Here is a 17,684-nt window from a genome sequence, read left to right as displayed (position 1 = left end):
TCACGCCTTCAGCAGCGGCAGCGTGTCGAAGCGCTGCTGCAGCACGCGCGTCGCATCGAGCCCCCACCAGGACCCAAGCACGGTGGCGTAAAGCTGGCGGAAATCGACCGCGACCGGCAGGTTGCCGTTGCCGTCGAGCCGCCCGAGCGCCGGCGGCGCGCCGTACAGCCCGCCGGCCACGCGGCCGCCCATCACGAAGTGCGGCGCGGCCGTGCCGTGATCGGTGCCGTTGCTCTGGTTCTCGCGCACGCGCCGCCCGAATTCCGCATACGTCATCACGAGCGTCTCGTTCCAGCGCCCGAGTTCGATCAACGCGGCGCGCATCGCGCTCATCCCTTCCGCGAACTGCTTGAGCAGCGCGGCGTGCTGCGCCGGCTGGTTCTGGTGCGTGTCGAAGCCGTTGAGCGTCAGGCGCAGCACCGCGACGCCGTCCTGCACGCCGGGCCCCGACGCTTCGCACGCGGCCAGCACCTGCATCGCGGTCTTCACCGACGTGCCGAATGCGCCGGCCGGAAAGGTCGTCCTGAATTCACGCATCCCGCCGCGCGGGCGCAGCCGGTCGGCCGCTTTCACGATGTCGTTCTCGACGTCGATGATGTGCGCGAGCGCCGGGTTCTGCTCGCGCAGCGACGACGGCTCGGCGAGCCGGGCCGCACGGATGAACTGCGCGGGATTGACGAGTGCGATCGCGCGCGCGCCGTTCGACAACGGCCCCATCTCGGCGCTGCCGAGCACGACGCCGTCCGCCGCGAAACCGGGCGGCACGGGCGCCTGCGCGAACGTGCGCGTGAGCCAGCCTTCGTGCAGGTACTGATCCGAGCGCGACGCGGTGTCCCAGATCTCGATCGAGCGGAAATGCGACAGGTTCGGCTGCGGATAGCCGACGCCCTGCACGACCGCGACCTGACCGTCGCGCCACAGCGGCATCAGCGGCGCGAGCGACGGATGCAGCCCCGTCCGCGCGTCGAGCTGCAGCACCTGGTCGCGCTTGATGCCGATGCTGCGTCGGCACTGGTAGTACAGCGGATCCGCGTACGGCACGACCGTGTTGAGGCCGTCGTTGCCGCCCTTGAGCTCAACGAGAATCAGCACGTTCGCATACCCGGCCGCCGGCTTTCGCTCGGCCGGCGTCGCGCCAGCCGCCGTCGCGGGCGCCTGCCACATCGACACGCCGGCGGCGGCCGCGGCACCGGTCAGCGTCAGAAAATCACGTCGGTTCATCGCACATCCTTCGGTTCTCCGCCCGGCGCCTTGGCCGCGGCGGCTGCCCGCTTCGTCATCGTTCGCATCATTTCAGTTGATAGGCCGGATCCATCAGCAGCGCCTCGAGATACGCGCCGCCGGTCGAATCCGTGTCGATCGCGGCGACCGGCGAGAGTTGCAGCACCGCATGCTGCAACTGCAGCTCGGTCGACAATCCCGCGATCGCCTGCGGCCGCGCACGATACTGGGCCAGCCAGCGCTCGAGATCGAACCGCAGGCCGCCGCGCGCCGGCTTCGGTGGCGTGCCGCGCATGCCGGCCGACGCCGCGTCGGCCACCGGCATCGCCTGTGCCCGCGCGTTCGGCGGCGTCGGGACCGCACGGGCCGGCGGCCGCATGCCGGCCGTCTCGGTCGCGCGGAACAGTTGCTCGACGAACTGCTTGCGCGACAGCAGCGTGGTGCTGTTGATCCACAGCGCGCCGCCCGGCCAGCCCTTCACGTTCGGCGGATAGAACAGGTTCTGCCCGAGCGTGCGCACGGTGTTCGCGAGCATCAGCGGATCGCCGTACGCGACGTCGAACAGCCGCACCGAGCCGACGACGAATTCCACCGGCGACTTGACGAGCACGCCGCGGTTGCGCGGATCCCAGAACGCGTCGGTTGACCACAGCGCGGCGAGCGCCGCGCGAACGTCGTAGCCGCTCGCGCGAAACCGGTCGGCCACCGCATCGAGCGCACCCGGCTCCGGCGTATCGGACACGAACTCGCGCCACAGCTTGCCGGCGATGAAGCGCGCGGTGTCCGGCCGCTTCAGCAGGATGTCGAGAAAGCCGTCGCCGTCGAACGGCCCGGTTTCGCCGAGGATCGTCTTGTCGCCGGCATCGTGCCAGTCGGGCCGCACCGCGAAGCGCAGCGTGTCGGGATCGACCGTCCAGCCCGTCATCGCGCGCGCGGCTTCGGTCACGTCGTGTTGCGTGTAGCGCCCTTCGCCGAGCGTGAACAGCTCCATCACCTCGCGCGCGAAATTCTCGTTCGGCCGCCCCTTGCGATTGCTCGCGCCGTCGAGATACTGCAGCATCGCCGGATCCTTCGCGACCGCATGCAGCAGCGTGCCGAAGTTGCCGAGCGCCTCGCGGCGAAACAGCGCGTTCTGCGCGGCCATCGTCTGCGGGTAAGGCACCTTGTCCTGCCCGGACGTGAAGTGCCCGTGCCAGAACAGCGTCATGCGCTCGGTGAGCGGCGACGGCGTCGCGACCATCTCGTTGATCCAGGCCGCCCGCAACGCATCGTAGCCGCGATTGCGCTCGCGCTGCTCGTCGCGCCGCATGTCGGGCGTGAGCGCCTGGCGCTGCGCGCGCGTCGGCGGCGGCTCGGCGAGCCAGTCGGGCCACGTCGTGACGGGCTCGCGCCGCGCATCGCCGAGCGTGTCGGCCACGACCTGCGCGCGCGTCATGCCGACGATGCGCGCGACCTCGGCGGGTGTGGGAGAGAAACCGGTGCGGCTGAGGAAAAACAGCGCGTCGTCGGCATCGAGCGGCGACTGCATGGCAGGCGACGGCGCCGGTGCGGCAGCGTTCGCTTTCATCGTCATGGACTCCCGGAACGCACCGGCGGTGCGGATGCCCGTACAACGGCATTCGGCGGCCGAAAGTTGACGGAAAAAGTGCTACGAATTCTTTCCGCGCGGGCATTTCCGCGCACGAAAAACGACGGCACGCATCAGCGCTTGTACAGCTCGCGAACGGCGTCTTCGATGTGCTGGCGCAACAGGTGCCGCTCTTCGGGCGTCATGTGCCCGTCGCGGCGGCGCTGTTCGAGATCGGGAGGCACGGCGGAACGGGCCGTCATGTCGGCGGCGCGATCGGGTTGCGACGCTTTGCCGCGCGGCAGCTTGCGCGACGGTGCGCCCTGCTCGGGGCGCTGCGCATACGCGAAGTTCGACGCATACGGACCGGCAAGCGCGATCGTCAGCATCAGTGCAATCCGGGCAGATCGCATGACCGTCCTCGCTTCTTTGGTCGATTTGTTCCCTTCGTCACGCGGCAACCGGCTACCTCTGGTACTTGAAAAACCCTGCGGAATTCGGGTGTGCAAAGATGAAAGATGGAGTGCAGGGGAGTATCTACCGAATTTCGGCTTCGAGTAAAGGAATCTATATAGCCTGCCTTTACTCGGCGCGACACTACGGGTAAATTTTGTAACCGACTGTAACGCACGAAAATACGCGGCCGTGCGTCAATTCCCATTCGCGATAAGATGCCGATCATGGAAACGAAAAACCCCTCCAAGATTCTCGTCGTCGACGACGACCCTCGCCTGCGCGATCTGCTGCGCCGCTACCTCGGCGAGCAGGGTTTCAACGTCTACGTCGCGGAAAACGCGACCGCGATGAACAAGCTCTGGGTACGCGAGCGTTTCGACCTGCTCGTGCTCGACCTGATGCTGCCCGGCGAAGACGGCCTGTCGATCTGCCGCCGCCTGCGCGGCAGTAACGACCGCACGCCGATCATCATGCTCACTGCGAAGGGCGAAGACGTCGATCGCATCGTCGGCCTCGAGATGGGCGCCGACGATTACCTGCCGAAGCCGTTCAACCCGCGCGAGCTGGTCGCGCGCATTCATGCGGTGCTGCGCCGCCAGGCGCCGGCCGAACTGCCGGGCGCGCCGTCGGAAACCACCGAGGTGTTCGAGTTCGGCGAATTCTCGCTGAACCTCGCCACGCGCACGCTGACGAAGTCCGGCCAGGAAATTCCGCTGACCACCGGCGAATTCTCGGTGCTGAAAGTCTTCGCGCGTCATCCGCGCCAGCCGCTGTCGCGCGAAAAGCTGATGGAGCTCGCGCGCGGCCGCGAATACGAAGTGTTCGACCGCAGCCTCGACGTGCAGATCTCGCGCCTGCGCAAGCTGATCGAACCGGATCCGGGCAGCCCGCGCTTCATCCAGACCGTCTGGGGCCTCGGCTACGTGTTCATCCCGGACGGCGCCGCCTGAGTTTTTTCTTCCCGGTTTCGCCCCGCCCACGGCCCGTCCCATGCGTATCGACCGGCGCCTTCTGCAGCTCGCGTTCGGCGGGCTGTTCTGGCGCACCTTCCTGCTGATCGCGCTGCTGATCTCGGTCAGTCTCGCCGCGTGGTTCCAGAGTTTTCGCGTGATCGAGCGCGAGCCGCGTGCGCAGCGCGTCGCGCTCCAGCTCGTCGCGGTCGTGAAGCTCACGCGCACCGCCCTGCTCTATTCCGATCCCGACTTGCGGCGCGCGCTGCTGCAGGATCTCGAGAGCAACGAGGGCGTGCGCGTGTACCCGCGCGAGAAAACCGACAAGTTCAAGCTGCAGCCCGACGAATCGCTGAACCGCCTGATCGAGCACGACATCCGCAGCCGCCTCGGCGACGATACCGTGATCGCGCAGTCGGTCAACGACATTCCCGGCGTATGGATCAGCTTCAAGATCGACGACGACGATTACTGGGTCGCGCTCGACCGCGACCAGCTCGACAACGTCACGGGCCTGCAGTGGGCCGGCTGGGGGCTGTTCGCGCTCGCGCTGTCGCTGTTCGGCTCCGCGTTCATCACGAGCCTCGTGAACCGGCCGTTCTCGCGGCTCGCGCTCGCCGCGCGCCAGGTCGGTTCGGGCCAGGCGCCCGAGCCGCTGCCCGAGCGCGGGATGGGCGTCGCGGCCGAAACCAACCGCAGCTTCAACCAGATGGTGCGCGACCTCGAACAGCTCGAGGCCGATCGCGCGCTGATGCTCGCGGGCATCTCGCACGACCTGCGCACGCCGCTCGCGCGGCTGCGGCTCGAAACCGAGATGAGCCCGTCCGATCAGGCGACGAAGGATGCGATGGTCGACGACATCGAGCAGATGGACCGCATCATCGCGGCCTTCATCGACTACGCACGCCCGTCGCAGCGCAAGCCCGAACCGGTCGACCTGTCGTCGATCGCGCACGAAGTCGCCGCGCGCGTGTCGGGCGAGGACGGCGTCGAGATCCGCACGCGGCTCGCGCCGAGCGCGATCATCGAAGCCGACGAGACCGACATGCGTCGCGTGATCGGCAACCTCGTCGAGAACGCGCGCAAGTACGGCCAGAGCAAGCAGGACGGCATCTCGCGCATCACGCTCGAGACGCGCGTGTCGCATGCGCGCGTCGAACTGGCGGTGAGCGACGAAGGCCCCGGCATCCCGGAGGATCAACTGCCGCTCGTGATGCGGCCGTTCTACCGCGTCGACACCGCGCGCACCAAGGCGGACGGCACGGGCCTCGGGATGGCGATCGTGCTGCGGCTCGTCAGCCGTTATCGCGGCGCGCTGCGCCTGCGCAACCGCCACCCCGAAGCGGGCCTGGAAGTCACGCTCGAGTTCCCGGGCGCCGGCAAGGCGCGTGCGACCGCGTGACACGCTCGCGCACGCATCTTGCGCGTCACACTATCGGCCCGGTTGATAAAAGCTATGAGGGTCGTTAGTCAAAATCTATTGAAGTGCCTTATTAATAGTGTTATAGTCTTCGGCATGCTGTCACATCATCGTTGCAGCACCGAGGTAGCTTGACTCAGTCTTCTTCCCAACTCACACAGGAGTATCCGCATGAAAACCGTGGGCGATAAACTCGAAGCATTCACCGTCGTAGCCGCGAAGCCGGGCTTCAACAATCATGAGGAAAACGGCCAGTCGGCGTTCGAGACGATCACCGAAGCGTCGTTCCCGGGCAAGTGGAAGATCATCTACTTCTATCCGAAGGATTTCACGTTCGTGTGCCCGACGGAAATCGTCGAATTCGCGAAGCTCACGAAGCAGTTCGAAGAGCGCGACGCCGTCCTGCTCGGCGGCAGCTCGGACAACGAATTCGTCAAGCTCGCATGGCGCCGTGAGCACAAGGATCTCGACAAGCTGAACCACTACTCGTTCGGCGACGTCAAGGGCGAACTGATCGACCAGCTCGGCGTGCGCGACAAGGAAGCCGGCGTGGCCCTGCGCGCGACGTTCATCGTCGATCCGGACAACACGATCCAGCACGTTTCGGTGAACAACCTGAACGTCGGCCGCAGCCCGGAAGAAGTCCTGCGTATTCTGGACGGCCTGCAAACGGACGAACTGTGCCCGTGCAACCGTGCAGTCGGCGGCGCAACGCTGTAAGCGCATCGATGCACGAAGCCCGCGGCGCACGTCCTGCCTGCGGGCTTTTTTAACGGCCAACCCATAGGAGATATCAATGGAATTCATCGACTCGATTAAGGCACGTATCCCCGACTACGCGAAGGACATTCGCCTGAACCTCGACGGCACGATCTCGCGCTCGTCGCTCGAAGGCACCGACGCGGTCGGCGTGGCGCTGGCGGCGGCCATCGCGGCGAAGAGCACGGTGCTCGTGAAGACGATCCGCGAAGCCGGCGTGCTGTCGCCCGAAGAGACGAACGCCGTGCTGACGGCGGCCGCGCTGATGGGGATGAACAACACGTGGTATCCGTATGTCGAGATGGCCGACGACGCCGACCTGAAGACGCAGCGCGCCGAATTGCGGATGGGCGCGTATGCGACGCACGGCGGCGTCGACAAGCGCAAGTTCGAGATGTACGCGCTTGCCGCGTCGATCGTCGGCAAGTGCCACTTCTGCGTGAAGTCGCACTATGCGCTGCTGAAGAACGAGCAAGGGATGACCGTCACGCAACTGCGCGACGTCGGCCGCATCGCGTCGGTGATCAACGCCGCCGCGCAGGTGATCGCCGCCGAAGGCGAATGAGCGAATGAGCGGTTGCGCGGCGCTCGCCATACGCGACGCCCGCTTCCAACGAAAATGCCACGCATGCGCGTGGCATTTTTCATTTCGGCGGCGCGGCGTGCGGCGCGAACCGCACGCCGCCACGGCCGGACGTCAGCCGCCCTGCTTCACCAGCAGCGCGGCGGCCTGCGCCTCGATCCCCTCGCCGCGGCCGAGATAGCCGAGCTTCTCGTTGGTCTTCGCCTTCACGTTCACGCGCTCGAGCGGCAGCCCGAGATCCGCGGCGATGTTCGCGCGCATCCCGTCGATATGCGGCGCGAGCTTCGGCGCCTGCGCGATCACGGTGCTGTCGACGTTCTGGATCGCGAAGCCGGCCGCCTTCACGCGCTCGGCGCACGCGCGCAGCAGCACGCGGCTGTCGGCGCCCTTGAACGCCGCGTCGGTGTCGGAGAAATGGCGGCCGATGTCGCCGAGCGCCGCCGCGCCGAACAGCGCGTCGGTGATCGCGTGCAGCAGCACGTCCGCGTCCGAGTGGCCGAGCAGGCCGCGCTCGTACGGAATCGTCACGCCGCCGATGATGAGGGGGCGCCCTTCGACGAGCTGGTGCACGTCGTAGCCTTGTCCGATTCTGAAATCCATGCGTGTTCCGATTGAGAGAAGTGAAAGTCAGGAAGCGTTTTCGGGGCGCGCGAGGATCGCCTCCGCGAGCGCGAAATCTTCCGGGTACGTGACCTTGAAGTTGCGCAGGCTGCCCTGCACGACGCGCGGCGTATGGCCGGCCCATTCGATCGCGCTCGCTTCGTCGGTCAGGTCGTGCCCTTCGCGCTGCGCGCGCAGGATCGCTTCGCGCAGCATGCCGATACGGAACATCTGCGGCGTCTGCGCCTGCCACAGCGCGTCGCGCGGCTCCGTGCGCGCGATCGCGTCGCCGCCGGCCGGCACGCGCTTGAGCGTATCGGCCACCGGCAGCGCGACGATCCCGCCGACCGGGTCGTCCTTCAGCGTCGCGACGAGCGTGCGGATCAGCGCCGGCGTGATGCCCGGGCGCGCGGCGTCGTGCACGAGCACCCAGTCGTGGTCGGTCGCGCCGAATTCCGCCAGCTCCAGCAGCCCGTTGAGCACCGACGCCTGCCGCGAGCCGCCGCCGCAGCGGCGCACCGCGAAGCGCAGGCCCGCGAAGCGGCGCGCGTCGAAATGGGTATCGTCGGGCGCGAGCACGACGAGCGTCTGCGCGAACTCGCTGCACGCGTCGAACGCGGCGAGCGTGTAGTGCAGCAGCGCGCGGCCGGCCAGCGTGCGGTATTGCTTCGGCACGGCCGAACCGGAACGGCTGCCCGTGCCGGCACAGGGAATCAGGGCGAAAAGTCGGGGAGTCACGAAGGGAAACGCCGGAAAGGTGAAATCGAGAAGCGGATTTTATAATAGGTCTTTCGTCTCGACCGGCGCACCGCGATGCGCCCGTGCACGCCACCCCTGTCGTCCCTATGCCAGATAACGCTTCCACCCCGTCCGCTTCACCCGTTGCCCGCGTCAAGCCCGGCCAGCGTTTCGCCTTCGACGGCGCGCACGGCTCCGCCGACGCGCTCGCCATCGCCCGTTATCTCGCCGACAACCGCCAGGACGTGCCGCTCCTCGCGGTGATCTGCGCGAACGCGGTCGACGCGCAGCGGCTGTCGCAGGAAATCCGCTACTTCTCGCCCGACGCGCGCGTGCGCCTGCTGCCCGACTGGGAAACGCTGCCGTACGACACGTTCTCGCCGCACCAGGACCTCGTGTCCGAGCGGCTGGCGACGCTGCACGACCTCGGCGAGGGCCGCTGCGACATCCTGCTGGTGCCCGCGACCACCGCGCTGTACCGGATGCCGCCCGCGTCGTTCATGGCCGCGTACACGTTCGCGTTCGCGCAGGGCGAGCGGCTCGACGAGGCGAAGCTGAAATCGCAGCTCACGCTGGCCGGCTACGAGCACGTGAGCCAGGTCGTGCGGCCCGGCGAATACTGCGTGCGCGGCTCGCTGATCGACCTGTACCCGATGGGCTCGCCGCTGCCGTACCGGATCGATCTGTTCGACGACCAGGTCGACTCGATCCGCGCGTTCGACCCCGACACGCAGCGCAGCCTGTACCCGGTGCGCGACGTGCGCCTGCTGCCCGGCCGCGAGTTCCCGTTCGACGAGGCCGCGCGCACGGCCTTCCGCAGCCGCTGGCGCGAAACCTTCGAGGGCGACCCGAGCCGCGCGCCGATCTACAAGGACATCGGCAACGGCGTGCCGTCGGCCGGCATCGAGTATTACCTGCCGCTGTTCTTCGACGAGACGGCCACGCTGTTCCACTACCTGCCGCAGGACGCGCACCTCGTGTTCACCGGCGACCTCGAAGCGTCGATCCGCCGCTTCACGGCCGATACGAAGCAGCGTCACGCGTTCCTCGCGCACGATCGCGAGCGGCCGATCCTCGAGCCGCAGCGGCTGTTCCTGTCCGACGAGGATTTCTTCGCGTTCGCGAAGCCGTTCGCGCGCGTCGTGTTGCCCGCGCAGCCCGCCGGCGGCTGGGCGACCGCGCTGCCCGAGCTCACCGTCGACCGCCATGCGGAGGATCCGCTCGCGTCGCTGCGCACGTTCGTCGAATCGTCGGGCAAGCGCGTGCTGCTCACCGTCGAATCGGCCGGCCGTCGGGAAACGATCCTGCAACTGCTCGCGGAACATCACCTGCGGCCATCCTCGAACGACGATTTCGCGAGCTGGCTCGCGAGCGACGCGCGCTTCGCGCTCGGCGTCGCGCCGCTCGCGAACGGTTTCGCGGTGCCGGGCGAAGGCTACGCGATCGTCACCGAAACGGAGCTCTACGGCGCGCTCGGCCGCCGCGCGGGCCGCCGCCGGCAGGAACAGGCGAGCAACGTAGACGCGATGGTGCGCGACCTGTCCGAGCTGAAGGTCGGCGACCCGGTCGTCCACGCGCAGCACGGCATCGGCCGCTACATGGGCCTCGTGTCAATGGATCTCGGCGAAGGCGAGACCGAATTCCTGCATCTCGAATACTCGGGCGACAGCAAGCTCTACGTGCCCGTCGCGCAACTGCACGTGATCTCGCGCTACAGCGGCGCCGATCCCGACAGCGCACCGCTGCACGCGCTCGGCTCCGGCCAGTGGGAGCGCGCGAAGCGCAAGGCCGCGCAGCAGATCCGCGACACGGCCGCCGAGCTGCTGAATCTGTACGCGCGCCGCGCGGCCCGCGAGGGCCACGCGTTCGCGCTCGACCCGCGCGACTACGTGAAATTCGCGGAAAGCTTCGGCTTCGAGGAAACGCCCGACCAGGCCGCGGCGATCGCGGCCGTGATCGGCGACATGACGAGCGGCAAGCCGATGGACCGCCTCGTGTGCGGCGACGTCGGCTTCGGCAAGACCGAGGTCGCGCTGCGCGCCGCGTTCATCGCGGTGATGGGCGGCAAGCAGGTCGCGCTGCTGTCGCCGACGACGCTGCTCGCCGAGCAGCACACGCAGACCTTCGCCGACCGCTTCGCGGACTGGCCGGTGCGCATCGTCGAGCTATCGCGCTTCAAGACCGCGAAGGAAGTGAACGCGGCGATCGCGCAGATCAACGAAGGCAGCGTCGACATCGTGATCGGCACGCACAAGCTGCTGTCGTCGGACGTGCAGTTCAAGCGCCTCGGCCTCGTGATCATCGACGAGGAGCACCGCTTCGGCGTGCGCCAGAAGGAAGCGCTGAAGGCGCTGCGCGCGGAAGTCGACGTGCTGACGCTCACCGCGACGCCGATCCCGCGTACGCTCGGCATGGCGCTCGAAGGGCTGCGCGATTTCTCGGTGATCGCGACCGCGCCGCAGAAGCGGCTCGCGATCAAGACCTTCGTGCGCCGCGAGGAAGAAAGCGTGATCCGCGAGGCGATGCTGCGCGAGCTGAAGCGCGGCGGCCAGGTGTACTTCCTGCACAACGAGGTCGAGACGATCGAGAACCGCAAGGCGATGCTCGAGGCGCTCGTGCCCGAGGCGCGCATCGTGATCGCGCACGGCCAGATGCACGAGCGCGAGCTCGAACGCGTGATGCGCGATTTCGTCGCGCAGCGTGCGAACGTGCTGCTGTGCACGACCATCATCGAGACCGGCATCGACGTGCCGAGCGCGAACACGATCATCATGCACCGCGCGGACAAGTTCGGCCTCGCGCAGCTTCACCAGTTGCGCGGCCGCGTCGGCCGCTCGCACCACCAGGCGTATGCGTACCTACTGGTGCACGATCCCCAGTCGCTGACCAAGCAGGCGCAGCGCCGGCTGGAAGCGATCCAGCAGATGGAGGAACTGGGCTCGGGCTTCTATCTCGCGATGCACGACCTCGAGATCCGCGGCACCGGCGAGGTGCTCGGCGACAAGCAATCGGGCGAAATCCACGAGATCGGCTTCCAGCTCTATACGGACATGCTGAACGACGCGGTGAAGGCGCTGAAGAACGGCAAGGAGCCCGACCTCACCGCCCCGCTCGCCGCGACGACCGAAATCAACCTGCATGCGCCCGCGATCCTGCCGGCCGACTACTGCGCGGACGTGCAGGAGCGGCTGTCGCTGTACAAGCGGCTCGCGAACTGCGAGCACGGCGACGCGATCGACGGCATCCAGGAGGAACTGATCGACCGCTTCGGCAAGCTGCCGCCGCAGGCGCACGCGCTCGTCGAGACGCACCGGCTGCGGATCGCCGCGAAGCCGCTCGGCATCGTGAAGATCGACGCGAGCGAGGCCGCGATCGGGCTGCAGTTCGAGCCGAACCCGCCGATCGACCCGATGCGGATCATCGAGATGGTGCAGAAGCATCGCCACATCAAGCTCGCGGGCCAGGACAAGCTGCGCATCGAGACGCGCTCGCCCGACCTCGCGATCCGCGTGTCGACGATCAAGGAAACGCTGCGCGCGCTTGCCCCGAAACAGGGGGCGGCCGTCGCGGCCCGTTGATGCAGCGCCGACGCGGCGCCGATGCGATCCTGACGGGCGCGACGTTGCTGCACCGCATCGCGCCCGGCGAAGGCGGCCGGGCGCGTTTTTGAGTATGATTTCTCATTCATCAGACGGAGTTTTGCCATGTCCACTCTCGACGCGACGGCGCCGTCCGCCGCCACCGAAGGCGATGCATCGCTCGTCAGCCTGCCCTGGGTCAAGCAACTCGTGTCGATGGACACGACGAGCCGCGTGCCGAACCTCGGCCTGATCGAGACGGTGCGCGACGCGCTCGCCGCGAAGGGCATCGCGTCGACGATCACGCACGATCCGCGCGACGGCTGGGCGAACCTGTTTGCCACCGTGCCCGCGCACGACGGTTCGACGAACGGCGGCATCGTGCTGTCGGGCCATACCGACGTCGTGCCGGTCGACGGCCAGCAATGGGACAGCAACCCGTTCGCGCCGGAAATCCGCGACGGCCGCCTGTACGGCCGCGGCACCTGCGACATGAAGGGCTTCATCGGCGCGGCGCTCGCGCTGCTGCCCGAGATGCAGGCGACGAAGCTCGCGCAGCCGATCCATTTCGCGCTGTCCTACGACGAGGAAATCGGCTGCGCGGGCGCGCCGCTGATGATCGCCGATCTCGTGAAGCGCGGCGTGCAGCCGTCCGGCTGCATCGTCGGCGAGCCGACCAGCATGCGGCCGATCATCGCGCACAAGGGCATCAACGCGTACCGCTGCTGCGTGCGCGGCCACGCCGCGCATTCGTCGCTGACGCCGAAGGGGCTCAACGCGATCGAGTATGCGGCGCGCCTCATCTGCCACATCCGCGACATCGCCGAGCGCTTTCGCGCCGAAGGCCCGTTCGACGAACTGTACGACGTGCCGTTCACGACCGCGCAGACGAGCACGATCCAGGGCGGCAACGCGATCAACACCGTGCCGGCCGAGTGCCGCTTCGACTTCGAATTCCGCAACCTGCCGACGCTCGATCCCGAACAGATCTTCGCGCGCATCGAAGCCTACGCGCAGGAAACGCTGCTGCCGCAGATGCTGCGCGAGCATCCGGGCGCCGCGATCGAGTTCTCGAAGATCGCCGCGGCGCCCGGCCTCGACGCGACCGAACAGGCGGCGATCACGCAACTCGTGCGCGCGCTGACGGCCGACCAGGACAAGCGCAAGGTCGCGTACGGCACCGAGGCCGGGCTGTTCGCCCGCGCGGGCATCCCGAGCGTCGTGTGCGGGCCCGGCAACATCGAGCAGGCGCACAAGCCGAACGAATATGTCGAACTCGCGCAACTCGCCGGCTGCGAGCAATTCCTGCGCAAGTTCATCCGCAGCATGTCGGTCGACGCGCACTGACTACCTCCCGCCACGCCGGCCCGCGTGCGCGGGCCGGCCCACTCCGCCACCCGCCACGTCATGTCGACTGAACAACAGGGCACGGCCCATACGACGATCGACGGCGAGCCGATTCCGACGCTCGACGAAATCGCCGCGCAGCATTTCGCGTTGTCGCCGTGGGTCGCGCGCACGCCCGTATTCGAGCGCGCCGACCTGCCCTCCCTCGAAGGCACGCACGTCAACTTCAAGTTCGAACTGCTGCAGGCGAGCGGCAGCTTCAAGGCACGCGGCGCGTTCACGCACGTGCTCGCGCTCGACGAAGCCCGCAAGAACGCGGGCGTCACCTGCGTGTCGGCCGGCAATCACGCGGCGGCCGTCGCGTACGCGGCGATGCGGCTCGGCAGCAGCGCGAAAGTCGTGATGTTCCATACCGCGAGCCCGACGCGCATCGCGCAGTGCAAGCAGTACCGCGCGGAAGTCGTGCTCGCGGGCAGCGCGTCGCAGGCATTCGACCTCGTGCGGCGCATCGAGGCCGAGGAAGGCCGCTTCTTCATTCATCCGTTCAACGGCTATCACACGATCCTCGGCACCGCGACGCTCGGCTACGAATGGGCGACGCAGACGCCGGACCTCGACGCGGTGATCGTGCCGATCGGCGGCGGCGGGCTCGCGGCCGGCATGGCGACCGCGCTGCGGCTCGCGAATCCGCGCGTGCACATGTACGGCGTCGAGCCGGAAGGCGCCGACGCGATGAGCCGCAGCTTCGCGGCCAATCACACGATCAAGATGAGCGCGATGCAGTCGATCGCCGATTCGCTGATGGCGCCGCATACCGAGGAATACAGCTATCAGCTGTGCCGGCGCCATCTCGATCGCATCGTTACCGTCTCCGACGATGCACTGCGCACCGCGATGCTGTTCCTGTTCTCGCACCTGAAACTGTCGGTGGAGCCGGCCTGCGCGGCCGCGCTCGCGGCGCTCCTCGGCCCGCTGCGCGAAACGCTGCAGGGCAAGCGCGTCGGCGTGCTGCTATCGGGCACGAACACCGATCCCGCCACGCTCGGCATGCACCTCGCGCATGCGCAACTGCAGCACTGACCACGCGTCGTGCGTGCGCAGACCGACCCGGGGTTATCCCCAGATTATGTTGACAGCCCTGTTGATAACCCGCCGGACAAGCGCGCAAGTGGTTGAGCGGGCGGCGTTTTGCGCGCGCGAAGGTCGATCGTCACGAAATGGGCAGATGCGGCGGCTGGCCGCATGCGCTGCGGTGCTCGCCCTGCTCGCCGGTTGCGCGGCGCCACCCTCGTCCACCTCCACCGCGCAATCTGCGTCCTGCGCGCGGCCGGGCGAAAGCCGCATGCTGCAGGCCGACCTGCTGTTCGGGCGCGACATCGCCGGGCGCGGCCCCGTCACCGATGCCGAACGCGCGGCATTCCTCGCCGACACGGTCACGCCACGCTTCCCCGACGGCCTCACGTACTGGGACACGCACGGTCAGTGGCGCGACCGCGCGAGCGGCGCGATCACGCGCGAAGACAGTTTCGTGATCCGTATCATCGCCGACGATACGCCGGACACGCGCGCACGGCTCGCCGCGATCCGGCAAGCGTACGTCGAGCGATTTCATCAGCAATCGGTCGGCATGACCGTCGTGCCGGCCTGCGCGTCGTTCTGATTCACCGTCTTTGCCGCCCGGCCGCACGCAAAAAAACGGGCGCCCGAAGGCGCCCGTCGCATGCGCGGAGAACGGCGTATCGCTTACTTGCTCTCGAACATGTCCATGATCTGCTGCTTCTCCTGCGGCGTGACGGGCGGCGGCGCCAGCCCTGCCGCGCCGGCGGAACCGAGGGCGTCGTTCGCGCTGATCGCGTTCTCGGCCGGGTTGATGTCGACGTTCGCGACGAAGCCGTTGCCCGGCGTGCGATCGGCGTAGTACAGCTCGCCGTCGATCGTGGTCAGGCCGTCCGGCATCGGCATCTGCTGCTCGGGCACGCCGTTCAGCGCGGTGCGCATGTAGTTCACCCAGATCGGCAGCGCGAGCTGCGCGCCGAATTCGCGGCTGCCCAGGCTCTTCGGCTGGTCGAAGCCCATCCAAGCCACCGCGACGAGCGACTGCTGGTAGCCGGCGAACCAGCCATCCTTCGCATCGTTCGTCGTACCCGTCTTGCCCTGCAGGTCGTTGCGGCCCAGCGCGTTGGTGCCCGCGCCCGTGCCGGCCGTCGCGACCGAATGCAGCAGGCTGTTCATCACGTACGCATTGCGGCCTTCGATCGTGCGCGGCGCCGTGCTGCCGGCGACCACCGGCTGCGACTTCTGCATCGGCTGGCCGCGCGCGTCGTCGACTTCGGCGATCAGGTACGGGTCGACCTTGTAGCCGCCGTTCGCGAACACCGCGTAGCCGGTGGCGAGCTGCAGCGGCGTCACGAGCCCCGCGCCGAGCGCCATCGGCAGGTACGGCGGCGTCTTCGCCGGATCGAAGCCGAAGCGCTGCGTCACGTACTGCTGCGCGTACTGCGTGCCGATCGACGCGAGGATCCGGATCGACACGAGGTTCTTCGAACGCTGCAGGCCGGTGCGCATCGTCATCGGGCCGTCCGGCTGGTCGTCGTCCTTCGGCTCCCACGCGGTGCCGCCCGGCACGCTCGGCGGGAAGTACAGCGGCGCGTCGTTGATCATCGTCGCCGGGCCCATCCCCTTGTCGAGCGACGCCGAGTAGATGAACGGCTTGAACGACGAGCCCGGCTGACGCCACGCCTGCGTCACGTGGTTGAACTTGCTCTTGTTGAAGTCGAAGCCGCCGACGAGCGAGCGGATCGCGCCGTCCTGCGGCGCGATCGCGACGAGCGCGCCTTCGACCTGCGGCAACTGCACGACCTGCCAGCCCGTCTTGCCGTCCTTCAGCACGCGCACGACCGAGCCCGGCTTGATGCGCAGCGCGTTGTTCGCGCGCGGGCCCAGCGCGGCCGACACGAAACGCAGCCCGGCCGGGCCGATCGTCGTAGTCGCCCCGCCGACGAACTGCACCTCGACCGCGTTCGGCGACGCCGACAGCACGACCGCCGATTGCAGGTCGCCGTTGTCCGGGTGGTCGGCGAGCGCGTCGTCGATCGCCTCGTCGCGCTCGTCGCCGGCCGCGGGCAGGTTGATCGACGCTTCGGGGCCGCGATAACCGTGGCGGCGCTCGTAGTCGAGAATCCCGCGACGCACGGCCTGGTATGCGGCTTCCTGGTCGGCCGAATTGATCGTCGTCGTGACGGTCAGCCCGCGCGTGTAGGTTTCGTCCTTGTATTGCTCGTACATCATCTGCCGCACCATCTCGGCGACGTACTCGCCGTGCACCGCGTACTGGTTGCCCGGCGTGCGCACGTGAATCTCTTCCTTGATCGCCTGGTCGTACTGCGGCTGCGTGATGTAGCCGATGTCGAGCATGCGCTTCAGGATGTATTCCTGACGCACCTTCGCGCGCTTCGGATTGACGACCGGGTTGTACGCGGACGGCGCCTTCGGCAGCCCCGCGAGCATCGCCGCTTCCGCGAGCGTGATGTCCTTCAGGTCCTTGCCGAAGTACACGCGCGCGGCGGCCGCGAAGCCGTACGAACGCTGGCCGAGATAGATCTGGTTCATGTACAGCTCGAGGATCTGGTCCTTCGTCAGGGCCTTCTCGATCTTGTACGCGAGCAGCATTTCGTAGATCTTGCGCGTGTAGGTCTTCTCGCTCGACAGGAAGAAGTTGCGCGCGACCTGCATCGTGATCGTACTCGCGCCCTGGCGCGCGCCGCCGTGCATCAGGTCGGCCACGCCCGCGCGCAGGATGCCGAGGAAATCGACGCCGCCGTGCTCGTAGAAGCGGTAGTCCTCGATCGCGAGCACGGCCTTCTTCATCACGTCGGGAATGTCCTGGAAGCGCACGAGGCTGCGGCGCTCCTCGCCGAACTCGCCGATCAGCACGTGGTCGGCGGTGAACACGCGCAGCGGCACCTTCGGCTGGTAATTCGTCAGCGCATCGAGCGACGGCAGTTGCGGCGCCATCACGACGAGCGCGTAACCGACGATCAGCGCGCCGACGACCGCGAGCGTCGCGATGAGGCCGACGAACCACAGCGCGACGCGCGAGCCGAACGTGCGGCGGCGCCCTCCGCCACCGCGCTGCTGCGCACGGCGGCCGTCGTCGCGATCGTCGTCATCGGGGTAATAGGCTCCGGACGGCGAACGGCGCAGCGTGTAGTGGGGTTCGTTCCTGTCGGAAGAAGAAGGCGGTCGTTTGATAATTGGCATGTCGGAATGGCGGGCGGTCGTGGCGCCCTCGGACGCATGCGGAAATGCAAGCGGATGAATCAGAGTGGGTGCATCGAGATGCGGCTGTCACGTCGACAGACCCCGCCGCGCGGCGATCCGTTCCCGCGACGTGACAGCGCATTTTAATGAAATCGACCGGGGGCCTTCGCGATTTTTTGTAAAAATTCCCGCAATGGCGTGATTT

The 17,684-nt window shown here is 67.7% G+C and carries 14 protein-coding genes; 8 read left to right on the top strand and 6 right to left on the bottom strand.

Translation table 11 applies throughout. From position 1 onward, the window contains the following. The 3 genes from KPB06_RS14530 to KPB06_RS14520 form a co-directional block, all read right to left on the bottom strand. Positions 1–1,221: a DUF1501 domain-containing protein gene (locus tag KPB06_RS14530; protein WP_059585170.1), complete on the bottom strand. Its 1,221-nt coding sequence runs from the start codon at positions 1,219–1,221 to the stop codon at positions 1–3. A gap of 67 nt (positions 1,222–1,288) precedes the next feature. Then, positions 1,289–2,788: a DUF1800 domain-containing protein gene (locus tag KPB06_RS14525; RefSeq protein ID WP_275906144.1), complete on the bottom strand. Its 1,500-nt coding sequence runs from the start codon at positions 2,786–2,788 to the stop codon at positions 1,289–1,291. Between the two features lie 134 nt (positions 2,789–2,922). After that, positions 2,923–3,201, bottom strand: coding sequence for a hypothetical protein (locus tag KPB06_RS14520; protein ID WP_059585169.1), 279 nt, complete (start codon positions 3,199–3,201; stop codon positions 2,923–2,925). A 258-nt stretch (positions 3,202–3,459) separates the two neighbouring features. Between KPB06_RS14520 and ompR the strand changes: the two genes are divergently transcribed. The 4 genes from ompR (at position 3,460) to KPB06_RS14500 (ending at position 6,938) form a co-directional block, all read left to right on the top strand. Next, on the top strand, positions 3,460–4,194 hold the full coding sequence (ompR, locus tag KPB06_RS14515) for an osmolarity response regulator transcription factor OmpR (RefSeq protein ID WP_006478565.1): 735 nt from the start codon (positions 3,460–3,462) through the stop codon (positions 4,192–4,194). A 40-nt stretch (positions 4,195–4,234) separates the two neighbouring features. After that, on the top strand, positions 4,235–5,596 hold the full coding sequence (locus KPB06_RS14510; RefSeq protein ID WP_059585168.1) for an ATP-binding protein: 1,362 nt from the start codon (positions 4,235–4,237) through the stop codon (positions 5,594–5,596). Between the two features lie 189 nt (positions 5,597–5,785). Further along, positions 5,786–6,334, top strand: a complete 549-nt coding sequence (locus KPB06_RS14505) for a peroxiredoxin (protein ID WP_034207560.1) — start codon at positions 5,786–5,788, stop codon at positions 6,332–6,334. Between the two features lie 76 nt (positions 6,335–6,410). Further along, complete coding sequence (locus KPB06_RS14500) at positions 6,411–6,938, top strand: carboxymuconolactone decarboxylase family protein (RefSeq protein ID WP_006478562.1); 528 nt, start codon at positions 6,411–6,413, stop codon at positions 6,936–6,938. A 132-nt stretch (positions 6,939–7,070) separates the two neighbouring features. On the opposite strand, the gene ispF is transcribed toward KPB06_RS14500, so the two are convergent. Next, positions 7,071–7,556: a 2-C-methyl-D-erythritol 2,4-cyclodiphosphate synthase gene (gene ispF, locus KPB06_RS14495; protein ID WP_059585167.1), complete on the bottom strand. Its 486-nt coding sequence runs from the start codon at positions 7,554–7,556 to the stop codon at positions 7,071–7,073. Between the two features lie 27 nt (positions 7,557–7,583). Beyond that, a complete protein-coding gene (ispD, locus tag KPB06_RS14490; protein WP_059585166.1) occupies positions 7,584–8,294 on the bottom strand; it encodes a 2-C-methyl-D-erythritol 4-phosphate cytidylyltransferase in 711 nt (236 codons plus the stop codon). 107 nt (positions 8,295–8,401) lie between these two features. On the opposite strand from ispD, the gene mfd reads away from it, so the two are divergent. The 4 genes from mfd to KPB06_RS14470 all read left to right on the top strand — a co-directional run bounded on the left by mfd (position 8,402) and on the right by KPB06_RS14470 (position 14,879). After that, positions 8,402–11,872 carry a transcription-repair coupling factor gene (gene mfd / locus KPB06_RS14485; RefSeq protein WP_060316639.1) on the top strand — a complete coding sequence of 1,157 codons (3,471 nt, stop codon included), beginning with the start codon at positions 8,402–8,404 and terminating at the stop codon, positions 11,870–11,872. Between the two features lie 126 nt (positions 11,873–11,998). Beyond that, positions 11,999–13,219: an acetylornithine deacetylase gene (gene argE, locus KPB06_RS14480; RefSeq protein WP_060316642.1), complete on the top strand. Its 1,221-nt coding sequence runs from the start codon at positions 11,999–12,001 to the stop codon at positions 13,217–13,219. 60 nt (positions 13,220–13,279) lie between these two features. Next, positions 13,280–14,299 carry a threonine/serine dehydratase family protein gene (locus KPB06_RS14475; RefSeq protein WP_275906143.1) on the top strand — a complete coding sequence of 340 codons (1,020 nt, stop codon included), beginning with the start codon at positions 13,280–13,282 and terminating at the stop codon, positions 14,297–14,299. A gap of 145 nt (positions 14,300–14,444) precedes the next feature. Further along, entirely contained in the window at positions 14,445–14,879 is a 435-nt protein-coding gene (locus KPB06_RS14470) for a DUF3574 domain-containing protein (RefSeq protein ID WP_060316651.1), read from the top strand. A gap of 83 nt (positions 14,880–14,962) precedes the next feature. On the opposite strand, the gene KPB06_RS14465 is transcribed toward KPB06_RS14470, so the two are convergent. After that, complete coding sequence (locus tag KPB06_RS14465; RefSeq protein ID WP_275906142.1) at positions 14,963–17,479, bottom strand: penicillin-binding protein 1A; 2,517 nt, start codon at positions 17,477–17,479, stop codon at positions 14,963–14,965. Positions 17,480–17,684 lie beyond the last annotated feature (205 nt).

It is taken from the genome of Burkholderia semiarida, assembly GCF_029268935.1.
Lineage (GTDB): Bacteria > Pseudomonadota > Gammaproteobacteria > Burkholderiales > Burkholderiaceae > Burkholderia > Burkholderia semiarida.
Note: the sequence above shows the minus strand (reverse complement) of the source record. Positions and strands in the feature narration are given on the sequence as shown.